Below are 13,586 nucleotides of genomic sequence, written 5' to 3'. Positions count from 1 at the left end.
CGCCCTCGCGGGCCGCAGCGCCCGGCGGGCCGGCACGCGGAGCCGGCCCGTCAGGCGCCGAGCAGTTCGCGCACGCGGCCGGCCCCGGCCGCCAGCAGCAGCGGCGGCAGCCGGGGCCCGCTCCCGCGGCCGGTCAGCAGCCGGTAGAGCAGCGCGCAGAACGCGCGCTGCGCCGCCTTCAGCTCGGGGGTGGGACCGGCGCCGGCGGGCAGCCCGGCCCGGATCCTCGGCACGCCGTACACCAAGGCGGTCAGGCCGTCGAGCGACCAGTGCCCGTCCAGGCCGTCCAGCAGGAGCCGGATCGAGGCGCGCTCGGCCGGGCCGAGCGAGGCGAGCAGGCCGGCGTCGGGCCTGTCGCGGAGCCGGACGCGGTGCCCGGCCGGGACGCGGGCCCCGATCCAGCGCGCGGCCCGGTCGAGGCGCGGCCGGACCTCGTCCAGGGAGGCCACCGGGTCCTCCGGGTCCAGGCCGCGCAGGAGGCGCAGGGTCTCCTCGTCGCGGCCCGCGGTGAGGCCCGCGACCGCGGCCAGCAGGCGGTACGGCAGCGGCCTGGGCGTGACCGGGAGCGGCCGGGGCTCGACCGGGCGCGGCGGGGACGCGGTGGGGAACGGCCAGGCGACGGCCGCGACCGCGCGGCGGTGGGCGGCGGCCTCGGCGGGCTCCGCCGTGCCGTCGGCGGCCTTCCGGGCCAGGGCGTCCCATTCGTCGTAGGTCCGCTGGAGCTCCCGGCCGAAGGAGACGGCGAGGGGCCGGTCAGGCGGCTGCCGCGCGTACAGCCAGCGCAGCACCGGCGCCTCCACGAGCTCCAGCGCCTGCCCGGGGGTCGGCGTGCCGCCCCGCAGACCGGTCGCCAGGACCGGGCCGGCCTGCGCACGGTACCGGGTCAGGACCGGGTCGATCCTCCCGTGCCCGGGCCCGTCCACGGCGAAGGGCAGCTCCTCCCGGTAGGCGGCGGACGTCCGTACGAACTCCTGGCTGATCGAGTAGGGCGCGACGCCCAGCGCGGCGAGCGCGTCGATCATCGGCGCCTCCCAGTGGTACGCCCAGTTCAGGTAGGCGCTCCAGGGCGGCGGCGGCACCGAGGCCAGCGGCTTGCCGAGGTGTTCCCGCCACGCCCGCGGCGTCCCCGGCGGGAGCGCGCGCAGCGGGGCGAGGTCGTTCCAGAACAGGACGTGCACGCAGTCGCGGCCCCGGCGCTGGATCTCGTCGGCCACCAGGTGCGCGGTCATGACCCCGCGCAGGTCGCCGAGGTCCATCGGCCCGGACGGGGTGAGCTCCGAGGTGCAGGGGATCGTGCCGCCCGGAGCGCGCCGCTCCGCCTCGGCGACGACCTCGTCCGCCAGGCGGGAGACCCAGTCACCCCCGATGCCGTGAGCCGCTCCCCGCACGTCCCCTCCCCTCCGGCACGCAGAGGATAGGACAGAACGGTATGCCTGTCGCGTCGCCGATGAGGGGGCCCGGCATGGACATCCGGCTGGCTTGTCCCGATAATTCGGTGAATCTGCGGATCGCGACTTCCGTCATCGCGGCTCCCCGTCAACTCCCGGTGACCTCCCACGCCCGGGTGACAGAAGGGCTGCCCCCATGAAACGGACCTCCCGCCTGCTGACGCTCGCGGTGTCGATGCTGCTCGCGCTCGCGGGCGTCCTCATCGCGCAGACGTCGGCCCACGCGGCCAACCTGCTCGACAACCCCGGCTTCGAGAGCGGGACCCTCTCGCCCTGGTCCTGCGCCGGCGGGCTGGGCTCGGTGTCCGGCTCCCCGGTCCGCTCCGGCACGAAGGCGCTCACCGCCGCGGTCAGCGGCTCCGACACCGCCCGGTGCACCCAGAGCGTGGCCGTACGGCCGAGCACCGCCTACACCCTGAGCGCCTGGGTCCGCGGCAGCTACGTGTACCTGGGCGTGACCGGCGGCCCGTCCCGCTGGACCCCGTCGGCGGCCGAGTACACCCTGCTCACCGTCTCCTTCACCACCGCGGCGAACCAGACCACCGCCGAGGTCTACCTGCACGGCTGGTACGGCCAGGGCGCCTACCACGCCGACGACGTCAGCCTCGACGGGCCCGGCGGCACCCCGACCGCCACGCCCACGCCCACGGTCTCGCCCACGCCCACGGTCTCCCCGACGGTCTCGCCCACGCCGACGGTCTCGCCCACGCCCACGCCCACGGACGGCACCTGCGCGGTGAAGTCCCGGCCCGCGGGCAAGGTCCTCCACGGCTACTGGGAGAACTGGGACGGCGCGATCAACGGCGTGCACCCGCCGTTCGGCTGGACCCCGATCACCGACCCCCGCATCCGGCAGCACGGCTACAACGTGATCAACGCCGCCTTCCCGGTCATCCGCTCCGACGGCACCGTGCTGTGGGAGGACGGCATGGACGCCACCGTGAAGGTCGCCACCCCGGCCGAGATGTGCCAGGCCAAGGCCGCCGGCCTGACGATCCTGATGTCCATCGGCGGGGCGACCGCGGGCATCGACCTCAGCTCCAGCGCCGTCGCCGACCGCTTCGTCGCGACCGTCGTGCCGATCCTGAAGAAGTACAACTTCGACGGCATCGACATCGACATCGAGACCGGCCTCACCGGCAGCGGCGACATCAACCGGCTCTCCCCGTCGCAGGCCAACCTCATCCGGATCATCGACGGCGTGCTGGCCCAGATGCCGTCCAACTTCGGCCTGACCATGGCCCCCGAGACGGCCTACGTCACCGGCGGCAGCGTGACGTACGGCTCGATCTGGGGCGCCTACCTGCCGATCATCAAGAAGTACGCCGACAACGGCCGCCTCTGGTGGCTGAACATGCAGTACTACAACGGGAGCATGTACGGCTGCTCCGGCGACTCCTACGCCGCGGGCACGGTCCAGGGCTTCACCGCCCAGACCACCTGCCTGAACAACGGCCTGGTCATCCAGGGCACCACGATCAAGGTCCCCTACGACAAGCAGGTCCCCGGCCTGCCCGCCCAGCCCGGGGCAGGCGGCGGACACATGCCGCCCTCCCTGGTGGCCCAGAGCTGGAACGCCTTCAACGGCGGCCTCAAGGGCCTGATGACCTGGTCCATCAACTGGGACGGCTCGAAGAACTGGACGTTCGGCGACAACGTCAAGGCCCTGCAGGGCCGTTAGCCGCATCCGGGAGGGCCGCTCCAGGCCGGGAGCGGCCCTCCCCACCGGTCCAGGGGCGGCCCGGGAACCGGTCACGGCCCGACGCGCCCGGCTCCCGCGTAGACGTTGAAGCGCTCGCCGCGCAGGAACCCGACCAGGGTCATGCCGAACTCCCTCGCCAGGCCCACCGCCAGCGAGGAGGGCGCGGAGACGGCGCAGACCGTCGTCACGCCCGCGGCCAGGGCCTTCTGCATGATCTCGTAGCTCGTCCGGCCGCTCACCATCAGCACGTGCCCGGCCAGCGGGAGGCGCTCGCCCAGCAGCGCCCAGCCGGCGAGCTTGTCCACCGCGTTGTGGCGGCCCACGTCCTCGCGGAGCGCCACCAGGCCGCCGTCGGGGGTGAACAGCCCGGCGGCGTGCAGGCCCCCGGTCCGGCCGAACACGCCCTGCGCGCGCCGGAGCGTCTCCGGCAGGCCGTACAGGACCTCGGGAGAGACGCGCGGGCCGTCGGAGACGGGCAGAGGAGGGCAGCGGTCGCGCAGGGCGTCGAGGCTCGCGCTGCCGCAGACGCCGCAGGCGCTGGAGGTCACGAAGGTCCGGTCGAGGGCGGGCAGGTCGGGGAGCCGCTCGCCGCGCAGCCGTACGGTGACCGTGTTGTAGCGCGCTTCGGGCGGCACGTCCTCGTCGGTGCAGTAGGAGACGGACGCGACGGCGCCGGGCGCCGCGACGCCCTCGCCGTGCAGGAACCCGGCGGCCAGCTCGAAGTCGTGGCCGGGGGTCCGCATGGTGATCGCGACGGTGCGGCGGTGCCGCCCCGCCCGGATCCGGATCTCCAGGGGCTCCTCGGTGGCCAGGTCGTCGCGGCGGTCCCGGACGGCCCCGCCGGAGAACTCCCGGATCCGGACGCGCGTCACCGGCCCGGGCCGCCCGGGCTCCTCCGCCGGGGCCGGTCCGTCCGCGGTCCCGCCGTCCGCGGCGGTCACGAAGGGAGCTTCGCGATCGTGACGAGGGCGTTGTAGTCGGGGATCCTCGCGTCGGGGGAGCGGCGGGCGGCGTCGAGCAGGACGTTCCCCTCGGGCCAGTGGATCTGCAGGTTGCCCGGGGTCAGCGGGGCGCGCAGCACCCGGCCGCGGAACGTGCGCCCGCCGGCGAGCGAGCGCAGTTCCACCGGGGTCCCGTCGGGCAGGCCGAGCCGGTCGGCGTCGTGCGCGCTCATCAGCACGGCCTCGCGGGTCGCGCCGTTGAAGCCGTCGCGGCGCTCGTGGACCATGCTGTTGAACTGCTTGCCGCGCCGGGTGGCGACCATGAACGCCCCGTCCGGCCGCTCCAGGACGGGCAGCGCGACGGCAGAGAAGCGCCCCCGCCCGTCGGGGGTGGGGAAGCGGCCGCCGGGGCACAGGTGGCGCCCGCCGTACTGGACGTTGTCGCCGAACGCCGACAGGCCGGAGACGCCCGCGTAGAACGGGACGGCCCGCTCGATGTCGGCGCGGATCTCGGGGGTGCCGGAGTAGCGGATCAGGCCGGCCAGCTCCGGCCGGGCGCGGGCGGCCAGCTCGGTGAAGATCTGCCATTCGGGCCGGGCCTCGCCGATCCGGGGGCCGGGAACCTCGGGGGAGAAGATGATCCGCCGCTCGGTGGAGGTCTCGGTGACGCCGCCGGCCATCTCGTAGCGGGTCTGGGCGGGCAGCAGCAGCACGTCGCCCCCCGAGCCGTCGGGGCCCTCCGGGGGGACGAGCATCTGCGAGGAGAGCACGATGTCGATGTGCACGCGGAGCTTCAGGCGGGACAGGGCCTCGCGGCAGTGGTCCGGGTCGGGCAGCACCTCCAGGAAGTTGCCGCCGCTGGAGACCAGCACGTCCAGCTCGCCCGCGTGGGCGCGGTCGATCATGTCGGTGGTGGTCAGGCCGGGGGCGGTCGGCACCTCGAAGCCCCACAGCTCGCCGAAGTGCCGGGCGTTCTCCTCGGTGATCGGCAGGCCGCCGGGCAGGCCGGTCGCGTAGGCGCCCATCTCGGCGCCGCCCTGCACGCCGCTGTGGCCGCGGATCGGCATCAGCCCGCACCGGTCGCGGCCGACGAAGCCCCGGGCCAGCGCGAGGTTCACGATCGACTGGACGTTGTCCTCGCCGTGGGTGTGCTGGGTGACGCCCATCGACCAGACGAGCACCGCCGAACGCGCCTGGCCGAGCAGCTTCGCCAGCTCGAACATGCTCTCCCGGCCCGCCCCGGACAGCGCCTCCAGCTCCTCCCAGGACTGCTCGGCGACCGCCCGCCGCACGTCCTCGAAGCCCGTGGTGTGGGCGTCCACCCACTCCTCGTCCACCCAGTCGTTCTCGACCAGGTGCTTGAGCACGCCGTTGAGGAACCCGATGTCGCCGCCGATGTTCACCCCGAAGAAGTGATCGGTGATCTTCGTGCCGAAGACGGCGGACTCCGCGTTGGACGGCACCCAGTACTTGTCCATGCCGGGCTCGCGGTAGGCGTTGACCATCGCGATCCGGGTCCCGGCCTTCTTGGCGTGGTAGAGGTACTTCATCGCGACCGGCTGGTTGTTCGACGGGTTGGACCCGATGAACACGATCAGGTCCGAGCCGATCCAGTCGGTGTAGGAGCAGGTGGTCGCGGCCGCGCCGATCGCCCGCTTCAGCGTGACGGTCGAGGGCGAGTGGCAGATGCGGGCGGCGTTGTCGACGGAGTTGCTGCCGAGCGCCCGCACCGCCTTCTGCGCGGCGAAGTAGTTCTCGTTCGGTATGCCGCGGCTGGTCAGGAAGACGCCGAGCCGGGAGCCGTCGCGCAGGTGCGGCGCGGCCAGGTCCAGTGCCTCGTCCCAGCCGATCCGGGTGAAGCCGGCCTCGCCGGCGCGCCGCAGCATCGGGTACGGCAGGCGCCCCAGGTCGCGCAGCTCCGCGCTGCTCCTGCGCGCCAGGCCGGAGACGTCGGCCAGCGCCGCGACGTCGAGGGCGGGCATGGTGTTCAGCTTGAGCAGCCGGAGCCGGATGTTGCACAGGTGGATCTCGTCCATGGTCCAGTCGCGCATGCCCTTGGTGCCCAGCGCGCATCCGTCGCAGGTGCCCTGCCTGAGAAGCCGCAGGGCGTAGCGGCGGCTGCCCTTCACCGACCGGAACGCCTTGACCAGCTCCAGGTAGTTGTTCGGCTTGCGCTCGCCGATCCCGAAGGGTTTCCAGCTCGCCCAGTTGCGCGGGTCAAGACGTTTGCTCATGGGTCCATTTTCGCCCCATCGGACCGGTGCCGACAGCGGGGAGCCCGTACATCCGTGCACCGTATGGTCGTGATATTTGCTGGTCATCGCCCTGATTGTGCGACAGGTGTCTGCGCGGGGAGGGAAGATGGAGGGGTGCTGGACTCCCCCTTCACCGATCTCGACCGCCCGCCGCTCTCCCAGGCGGCGCTCACCCGCGCCCTGGTCCGCCCCGGCGGCCTGTGGTCGGACATCGCCGTCGTCGACAGGACCGGCTCGACCAACGCCGACCTCGCGCAGGCCGTGCGCGACGGCGCCCGCCAGGGGGCCGTGGTCGTCGCGGAGTCGCAGTTCGCCGGGCGCGGCCGGCTCGGCCGGACCTGGTCCGCGCCGCCGCGCTCCAGCCTGACGTTCTCGGTGCTGCTCCGGCCCGACCCGCCGCCGCACCGGCAGGGCTGGCTGCCGCTGCTCGCCGGCCTGGCCGCCGCCTCGGCGGTGCGCCGGGTGGCCGAGGTGGACGTCCGGCTGAAATGGCCCAACGACCTGCTGGTCGGGGAGCGCAAGCTCGCCGGGGTGCTCGCCGAGCGGGTGGACCGCGCGGTGGTCGTGGGCGTCGGGCTCAACGTGAGCCTGCGCGCCGACGAGCTGCCGGTGGAGACGGCCACCTCGCTTGTCCTGGAGGGCGCCGCCTGCGCCGACCGCGACCCGGTCCTCCGCGCGGTGCTGCGGGAGATCGAGGTGCACTACCGGGAGTGGTCGGAGGCGGACGGCGACGCCGACGCGTGCGGGCTGCGCGCCGCCTACCTCGGGGTGAGCGCGACGGTGGGGCGGCGGATCCGGGTGGAGCTGCCCGGCGAGCGGGTGCTCACCGGGCAGGCCGTGGGCGTCGACGCGTCCGGGCACCTGGTCGTGGAGTCCGGCGGGCGGGAGCACACGCTCAGCGCGGGCGACGTCGTGCACGTCCGCCCGGACGGCTCCTGAGCCGTCCGGTCCCCTCCTCGGGGGGACCCGGGCGCGGGCCGGGGAGTGCGCCCCCCTGACGGGGCGGGCGCGGGCGTGCCACGATTTGCTCCATGGGTCTCCCCGATCACCATCTGACGGAGGGGGAGCGGCGCATCCGGTCGTTCCACCCGCACTGGAAGCGCCTGGCCGTCCCGATCCTGGCGCTGATCCTGATCGTCGCCGCGGCCGTCGCCGCGATGTTCCTCATGCCCGGCTTCGCCTACGAGGGCTACGCGCGCGCCGCGGTGGCCGCGCTCGCGGCCGGGCTGCTCACCGTGTGGTCGCTCGTGCCGTACCTCCAGTGGAGGAACACCTCGTACGTGCTCACCTCGCACCGGTTCACGATCAGCGCCGGCGTGCTGAGCAAGTCCCACGACGACATCCCGATGAGCAAGGTCAACACGGTCAGCGCGGACCAGACCCTGATGGAGCGGATCCTCGGCTGCGGCACGCTCGTCGTCGAGTCGGCCGGCGACCAGGGCCGGATCGTCCTGCGGGACATCCCCGACCTGCAGAACGTCCGGGCCGAGCTGTTCCAGGCCCTCGACGACGCCGAAGGGGAAGCGCCGCCGGCGCGACGGGAGGGGTGATGTGGCGTAACCTCCTGTGCCGGAGGGAGAAGATGGACGGAGAGGAACCGGCGGGGCGTCCGACCGCCGAGCAGATCGAGCGCCTCTTCGTCGGCCCGCCGCCCCGCTACACGCGTTTCCAGGTGGCCGAGGTCGCCGGAGTCCCCCAGGCGCTGACCGAGCGGATCTGGCGCGCGCTGGGCTTCGCGACACTGGCCGACGACGCGGTGGCCTTCACCGACGCCGACGTGGCCGCGCTGCGGCGGGTCCGGGCCATGATGGAGAGCGGCCTGCTCGACGAGCAGACGGTGATCCGGATGACCAGGGCGCTCGGCCAGACCACGGCCAGGCTCGCCCAGTGGCAGGCCGAGATCATGATCGGCGCCACGCTCGACCCGGGCCGGCCCCCCACCGACGCCGACCTGGCCGCGGTCATGGAGACCGCACGCCGGCTGCTGCCCGACTTCGAGCAGGTCCTGGTGCACGTCTGGCGTTCCCAGCTGGCCGCCGCCGGCACCCGGCTGCTGGCCATCACCGACATGAGCGAGGAGGTCCTGCCCACCCGGCTGACCCTCGCGGTGGGCTTCGCCGACCTGGTCTCCTTCACCCGGGTCTCCCGGGAGCTGGACGAGTACGGCCTGGGCGAGCTGGTCGAGGGGTTCGAGTCCCGGGCCGCCGACGTGATCGCCGCGCACGGGGGGCGGCTGGTCAAGACGCTCGGCGACGAGGTGCTGTTCACCACGGCCGAACCGGGCAAGGCCGCCGCGATCGCGCTGGAGCTCGCCGACACGGCCGGAGGGAGCGGCCCCGAGGTGCGGGTGGGCCTGGCCTACGGCCCGGTGCTCCCGATGATGGGGGACGTCTTCGGGACCACGGTCAACCTGGCGGCGCGGCTGACGGCCGTCGCCCGGCCCGGGTCGGTCATCGTCGACGGGGGGCTGGCCGACGCCCTCGCGGACGTGCCGGGGCTGGAGACGCAGCGCATCCGCCGCAGGCCGGTCCGGGGGCTGGGGGTCGTCCAGCCGTACGTCCTGCGCGGGGCCTGACGCGGCAGGCGGGCGGCCGTACGGCGGCGCCGGGGCGCCGTACGGTGTGCGGCCGGGCCGGGCCGGGCCGGGCGACGGCCGGGGTGCGGGCCGCCGGCGAGGGGTTGATTTCCCCGATGGATTGTGGTTCCCCGGGACACGCGACCGTAACGTTCCGCGTGTCCTGAAGGGCCTCCCCGCTGAGCTGGGAATTTGTGGCCGAGCTCACATAGGCAAGCCTAACCATAGTCGGCTACCTTAGGTGTGCCTTACCTATGTGTTATGCTTCTTGAGAGGTCCTTCCCTCGCCATGTATGTGTGTGTCTGCCGTGCGGTTACCGAGAACGAGGTGCACGACTGCATCGCCGCGGGCGCGAAGAGTGCGCGCCAGATTCGCGACACCACCGGCGCCGGAGGCGACTGTGCTTCTTGCGTGCGCAAGATCTGTGCGATCCTGAAGCGGTCTGAGGAGTTGGCGACCGCATAGCAGAGGAGCTCGCCTATGCAGGGCGACAAGCAGATCATCGAATTGCTGAACGAGCAGCTCACCGCAGAGCTGACCGCCATCAACCAGTACTTCCTGCACGCCAAGATGCAGGAGAACTGGGGATACACCAAGCTTGCGAAGTACACCCGCGAAGAGTCCATCGACGAGATGCGCCACGCGGAGAAGCTGACCGACCGCATCCTGTTCCTGGAGGGCCTGCCCAACTACCAGCGGCTGGGCACGCTGCACATCGGCCAGACCGTCGCCGAGCAGCTCCGTGCCGACCTCGAGGTCGAGGTGGCGGTGGTCGGCCGCCTGCGTCCGGCGATCGCCCTCATGCGGGAGAAGGGCGACATCACCTCCGCCCGGCTCTTCGAGGAGATCCTCGCGGACGAGGAGCACCACATCGACTACCTGGAGACGGAGCTCTCGCTCATCGACGCCCTCGGTGAGCAGCTCTATCTGGCCCGCTACACGGAACCGCCGTCAGGTTCCTGAGAGAATCGCCCGGACACGCCCACTGGATCCGTTCTGGCTGGGCGTGTCCTGCTTTGTCGGTAACGCTCTTGGCGGCCCTGGTCTTTCCCGGGTGTCCCGAGGCGGACGCCGTACCCCCTCGTCGTGAACCGGTGCGGGATGACTATCCGGGATTTATCAGTGTTTGCCCAGGTCAATAGATAGGTCAACGGCACGTCAAACCGCGCGCTATGCCGGGGAAACGATCGCCTAAGGTCCTACGCTCTCAACATGACCTGCGTACTTCTCGCCGAGGATGACACCTCGATCTCCGAACCACTGGCGCGAGCGCTGCGCCGTGAGGGATATCAGGTGGAGGTGAGCCCCGATGGCCCGCAAGCCCTGGAGAGGGCTCTGTCGGGTGGCATCGACTTGATCGTTCTTGACCTGGGCCTGCCCGAGATGGACGGCCTGGAGGTGGCCCGGCGCATCCGGGCCGAGGGCCACGGCACGCCCGTGCTGATCCTCACCGCCCGCGTCGACGAGGTGGACACCGTGGTCGGCCTCGACGCCGGGGCCGACGACTACGTGACCAAGCCGTTCCGCCTGGCCGAGCTGCTGGCCAGGGTCCGCGCCCTGCTGCGGCGCGGCACGTCCGAGACACCGGTGGTGCAGGGCGTCCGCATCGACGCCGACTCCCGCCGCGCGTGGATGGGCGAGAAGGAGCTGCACCTGACGACCAAGGAGTTCGACCTGCTGCGCGTCCTGGTCCGCGACGCCGGGAAGGTGGTCACCCGCGAGCAGATCATGCGCGAGGTGTGGGACACCAACTGGTGGGGCTCCACCAAGACCCTGGACATGCACATCTCGTGGCTCCGCCGCAAACTCGGCGACGACGCCGCCAAGCCGCGCTACATCACCACGGTCCGAGGGGTCGGCTTCCGATTCGAGCGCGAGTAGGGGATGCGTCGCCGTCTGCTCTCCTCCACGCTGCTCGTCGCGGTCATCGCGGTGCTGCTGCTCGGCGTGCCGCTGGGCGTGGCGGTCAACCGCCTGATCCAGGAGGAGGCGACCCAGGAGCTCTCCGGGGAGGCCAAGAGCCTGCTCAACGACGTGGAGTACGCCCGGATCCAAGAGCAGCCGATCGATCCCGACCAGCTTGAGAGGAAGTATCCCGACCGCCACATCCAGATCTACGCCGGGGGCACGCCCCCGCAGGTGACGGCGGTGGGCACCGAGCCCGAGCAGGAGAACCGGCTGAGCGCGGACGCCCAGTCGGAGAGCGGGGTCTACGTCGTGGTGAGCCGCGACCGGACCCAGATCGAGCAGCAGGTCCACGCGTGGCTGCTGCTCATCGTGGTGCTCGCCGCGGTGGCGATGGCGGTGGCGGTGGGGCTCGCCGTGGTGCAGTCGCGCCGCCTGACGCTCCCGCTCCGGGACCTGGCCATGATCGCGGAACGGCTCGGTTCTGGGGAGGCCCGGCCCAGCAAGCACCGCTACGGCATCCAGGAGCTCGACCGGGTGGCCGAGGTGCTGGACCGCTCCGCGACCCGGATCGCCGACCTGCTGGCCAGGGAGCGCGAGTTCGCGACCGACGCCTCGCACCAGCTGCGCACCCCGCTCACCGGACTGACGATGCGGCTGGAGGAGATCGTGGCGGCCGCGGACGACCCCAGCGTCGTCAAGGAGGAGGGCGAGGCCGCGATCGTGCAGGCCGAGCGGCTGACCGCGGTGATCGACGAACTGCTCGCCGCGGCCCGGCGGCAGCGCCACGCCCAGACCGCGGTGGTCGAGCTCGACGCGCTGCTGGACCAGCAGTTCATCGAGTGGGGACCGGCCTTCCGCCGGGTCGGGCGGAAGCTGGTGCTCGCCGGCACGCGCGAGCTCAAGGCGCTGGGCACCAGCGGCGGCATCAGCCAGGTGGTCTCCACCCTGCTGGAGAACTCCCTCAAGCACGGCGGCGGGCCGGTGACGGTGACCACCAGCAACACCGAGAAGTCGATCGTGATCGAGATCGCGGACGAGGGGAAGGGCATTCCCGAGGACATCGCCCCCCGTGTCTTCGAGCGGAACATGAGCGGGGCCGGCGGGACCGGTCTCGGGCTCACCCTCGCGCGGGCGCTGGCCGCCGCCGACGGCGGCCGCCTGGAGCTGGTACGGCCCCGCCCGGCGGCGTTCGCGCTCTTCCTGCGCCCGGTCGGCGACCGGGGCCGGAACCGGGTGGTCAGCGGTCCCGCCTGAGCCGTTCCGGGTGACCGGCCGGCGGCCCGGCCCGCGCCCGCCCGCCCGGACGGGCACGCGCCGGATCCGTTCCGGCCGGCGAGCGGGTCAGAGCAGCGTGAGCGCCTTGGCCACGCCCGGGTCGCGCCCGGTGGCCAGGTCGAGGGCGGTCATGGGGGCGTAGTGGTCGACCGGCACGCCGATCGTGTCGATGATCTCGCGGGAGGGGCCGAGGTGCCGGACCCCGGGCAGGATCAGGACGCTGCCGTCGTCGAGGAGGTACCCCTTGCCGGGCCCGGAGACGGCCCCGGCGGTGCGGGTCCCGACGAGGGTGCCCAGGCCGTTGCCCTTGACGGCCGCGCTGAAGTCGTCGCAGGCCGAGGCGCACGCGCGGTCGGTGAGGACGATCAGGCGCGAACCGAGCAGCGGGACGCTGTCGTCGGTCCGGTTGGGCACGCAGTCGCCCTTGAGCGGGCAGAAGTAGCTGGTGACCTTTCCGTGCGCGAACGCGCCGAGCAGCCGCGTCACCTCGCGGGGCGACCCGCCGCCGTTGCCGCGCAGGTCGAGGACCACCGCCTCCGGCTTGCCCTGCAGCTTGGCGATGACCTGGTCGGCGGCGCCCTCGTAGAATCCGGGCAGCCGGACGTAGAGGGCGCCACCGGGAAGCGTCTTCGACGTCACCGCCGGGGGCTGCCGGGTGATGGGGCCCTGCTTGATCTCGACGGTGCGGGTCCGTCCCGTCGTGGGGCGCTTGAGCGTGAGCCGTACCGGGTCATCAGAGGCGAAGAGGTCGACGATGCCCTGGTTCACGGTGTCCCCGATGACCGTCGGCACACCGTTGACCTTGACCATGATGTCGCCGGGCCGGACGTCGGCCTTGGCGGCGGGGCTGCCGGGCAGGACCCGGGTGATGAACAGCGGCGGCCGGGCCGCCGGGTCGAAACGCGGGCCCTGCTCGGCCGACACGCCCACGATGCCTATCCCGACCGGCCCGCCCTCCGGCGGCGGGGTCGGCCTGATCGAGCGGGCGTGGTTGTCCTGCAGCCCGGCGACCATGCCGGTGATCGCGGCGCGCAGCGCGGCGGGGTCGCCGTCGCCGAGGGCCTCGGCGAAGGCGGCCCAGTCGGTGTCGCGGTTCCCGGTCAGGGCGGGCATCCGGAGTCCGGGCCGGTCGGCGCCGCGCCTGATCAGGTCCTGGGTGTAGGCGGCCATGGCGCTCTTCAGCAGTGCCCTGGAGTCCATGGCCGGGCCGCTGTAGTAGTTGTCCAGCACGCAGAAGTACGCCTGCCGGAGCGTGTTCACCGAGGTCGGCGGCGGCGACTGCGGCGGCGGCGCGGTGGCGGGGGCGCAACCGGCGCCGCCCGGGGTGGAGACCGGCTGGGAGGTCGGGGCGGACGCGGACATCGCGCAGGCCGTAACCAGGACGGCGGCGCAGAAGGTTCTGATCATGGCCGCCAGCGTGGCCGGGAGCGGGTTGCACGGCCGTGAACGCGACGGTTAACACCGCTGTAACCGCCGCTCGT

The 13,586-nt window shown here is 72.8% G+C and carries 12 protein-coding genes; 8 read left to right on the top strand and 4 right to left on the bottom strand.

The genetic code is table 11. From position 1 onward, the window contains the following. Positions 1 to 50 precede the first annotated feature (50 nt). A complete protein-coding gene (locus FHS22_RS39160; RefSeq protein WP_338047639.1) occupies positions 51 to 1,388 on the bottom strand; it encodes a lysine--tRNA ligase in 1,338 nt (445 codons plus the stop codon). 196 nt (positions 1,389 to 1,584) lie between these two features. Here FHS22_RS39160 and FHS22_RS07155 point away from each other — a divergent pair, with 196 nt between their 5' ends. Continuing rightward, positions 1,585 to 3,129: a glycosyl hydrolase family 18 protein gene (locus FHS22_RS07155; protein ID WP_221473311.1), complete on the top strand. Its 1,545-nt coding sequence runs from the start codon at positions 1,585 to 1,587 to the stop codon at positions 3,127 to 3,129. A 71-nt stretch (positions 3,130 to 3,200) separates the two neighbouring features. On the opposite strand, the gene fdhD is transcribed toward FHS22_RS07155, so the two are convergent. Both fdhD and FHS22_RS07145 read right to left on the bottom strand, forming a co-directional pair. Next, positions 3,201 to 4,091, bottom strand: a complete 891-nt coding sequence (gene fdhD / locus FHS22_RS07150) for a formate dehydrogenase accessory sulfurtransferase FdhD (protein ID WP_338047638.1) — start codon at positions 4,089 to 4,091, stop codon at positions 3,201 to 3,203. After that, positions 4,088 to 6,325 carry an FdhF/YdeP family oxidoreductase gene (locus FHS22_RS07145; RefSeq protein ID WP_184939475.1) on the bottom strand — a complete coding sequence of 746 codons (2,238 nt, stop codon included), beginning with the start codon at positions 6,323 to 6,325 and terminating at the stop codon, positions 4,088 to 4,090. The genes fdhD and FHS22_RS07145 overlap by 4 nt, the downstream gene beginning before the upstream one ends. Positions 6,326 to 6,460: 135 nt before the next feature. On the opposite strand from FHS22_RS07145, the gene FHS22_RS07140 reads away from it, so the two are divergent. The 7 genes from FHS22_RS07140 (at position 6,461) to FHS22_RS07110 (ending at position 12,084) form a co-directional block, all read left to right on the top strand. Beyond that, positions 6,461 to 7,285: a biotin--[acetyl-CoA-carboxylase] ligase gene (locus FHS22_RS07140; protein WP_184939473.1), complete on the top strand. Its 825-nt coding sequence runs from the start codon at positions 6,461 to 6,463 to the stop codon at positions 7,283 to 7,285. Positions 7,286 to 7,377: 92 nt separating this feature from the next. Beyond that, the gene (locus FHS22_RS07135) at positions 7,378 to 7,896 is read left to right on the top strand and encodes a PH domain-containing protein (RefSeq protein ID WP_184939471.1); all 519 of its coding nucleotides are present in this window, start codon (positions 7,378 to 7,380) and stop codon (positions 7,894 to 7,896) included. Further along, on the top strand, positions 7,896 to 8,921 hold the full coding sequence (locus FHS22_RS07130; protein ID WP_260407725.1) for an adenylate/guanylate cyclase domain-containing protein: 1,026 nt from the start codon (positions 7,896 to 7,898) through the stop codon (positions 8,919 to 8,921). Before FHS22_RS07135 ends, FHS22_RS07130 begins: the two co-directional genes overlap by 1 nt. Before the next feature lie 289 nt (positions 8,922 to 9,210). Continuing rightward, positions 9,211 to 9,387 carry a (2Fe-2S)-binding protein gene (locus FHS22_RS07125; protein ID WP_084779571.1) on the top strand — a complete coding sequence of 59 codons (177 nt, stop codon included), beginning with the start codon at positions 9,211 to 9,213 and terminating at the stop codon, positions 9,385 to 9,387. A 15-nt stretch (positions 9,388 to 9,402) separates the two neighbouring features. After that, positions 9,403 to 9,885, top strand: coding sequence for a bacterioferritin (gene bfr, locus FHS22_RS07120; RefSeq protein WP_184939470.1), 483 nt, complete (start codon positions 9,403 to 9,405; stop codon positions 9,883 to 9,885). Positions 9,886 to 10,134: 249 nt separating this feature from the next. Continuing rightward, the gene (locus tag FHS22_RS07115; protein ID WP_043620820.1) at positions 10,135 to 10,803 is read left to right on the top strand and encodes a response regulator transcription factor; all 669 of its coding nucleotides are present in this window, start codon (positions 10,135 to 10,137) and stop codon (positions 10,801 to 10,803) included. Between the two features lie 3 nt (positions 10,804 to 10,806). Then, positions 10,807 to 12,084, top strand: coding sequence for an ATP-binding protein (locus FHS22_RS07110; protein ID WP_184939468.1), 1,278 nt, complete (start codon positions 10,807 to 10,809; stop codon positions 12,082 to 12,084). A gap of 87 nt (positions 12,085 to 12,171) precedes the next feature. On the opposite strand, the gene FHS22_RS07105 is transcribed toward FHS22_RS07110, so the two are convergent. Next, positions 12,172 to 13,512, bottom strand: coding sequence for a S41 family peptidase (locus tag FHS22_RS07105; RefSeq protein WP_184939466.1), 1,341 nt, complete (start codon positions 13,510 to 13,512; stop codon positions 12,172 to 12,174). Between the last annotated feature and the right edge of the window lie 74 nt (positions 13,513 to 13,586).

The organism is Thiemannella venezuelensis (assembly GCF_014203605.1).
GTDB classification, from domain to species: Bacteria; Actinomycetota; Actinomycetes; order Streptosporangiales; family Streptosporangiaceae; genus Planomonospora_A; species Planomonospora_A venezuelensis.
The sequence above is the reverse complement of the archived record's forward strand: the minus strand, read 5'-3'. Positions and strand labels throughout refer to the sequence as shown.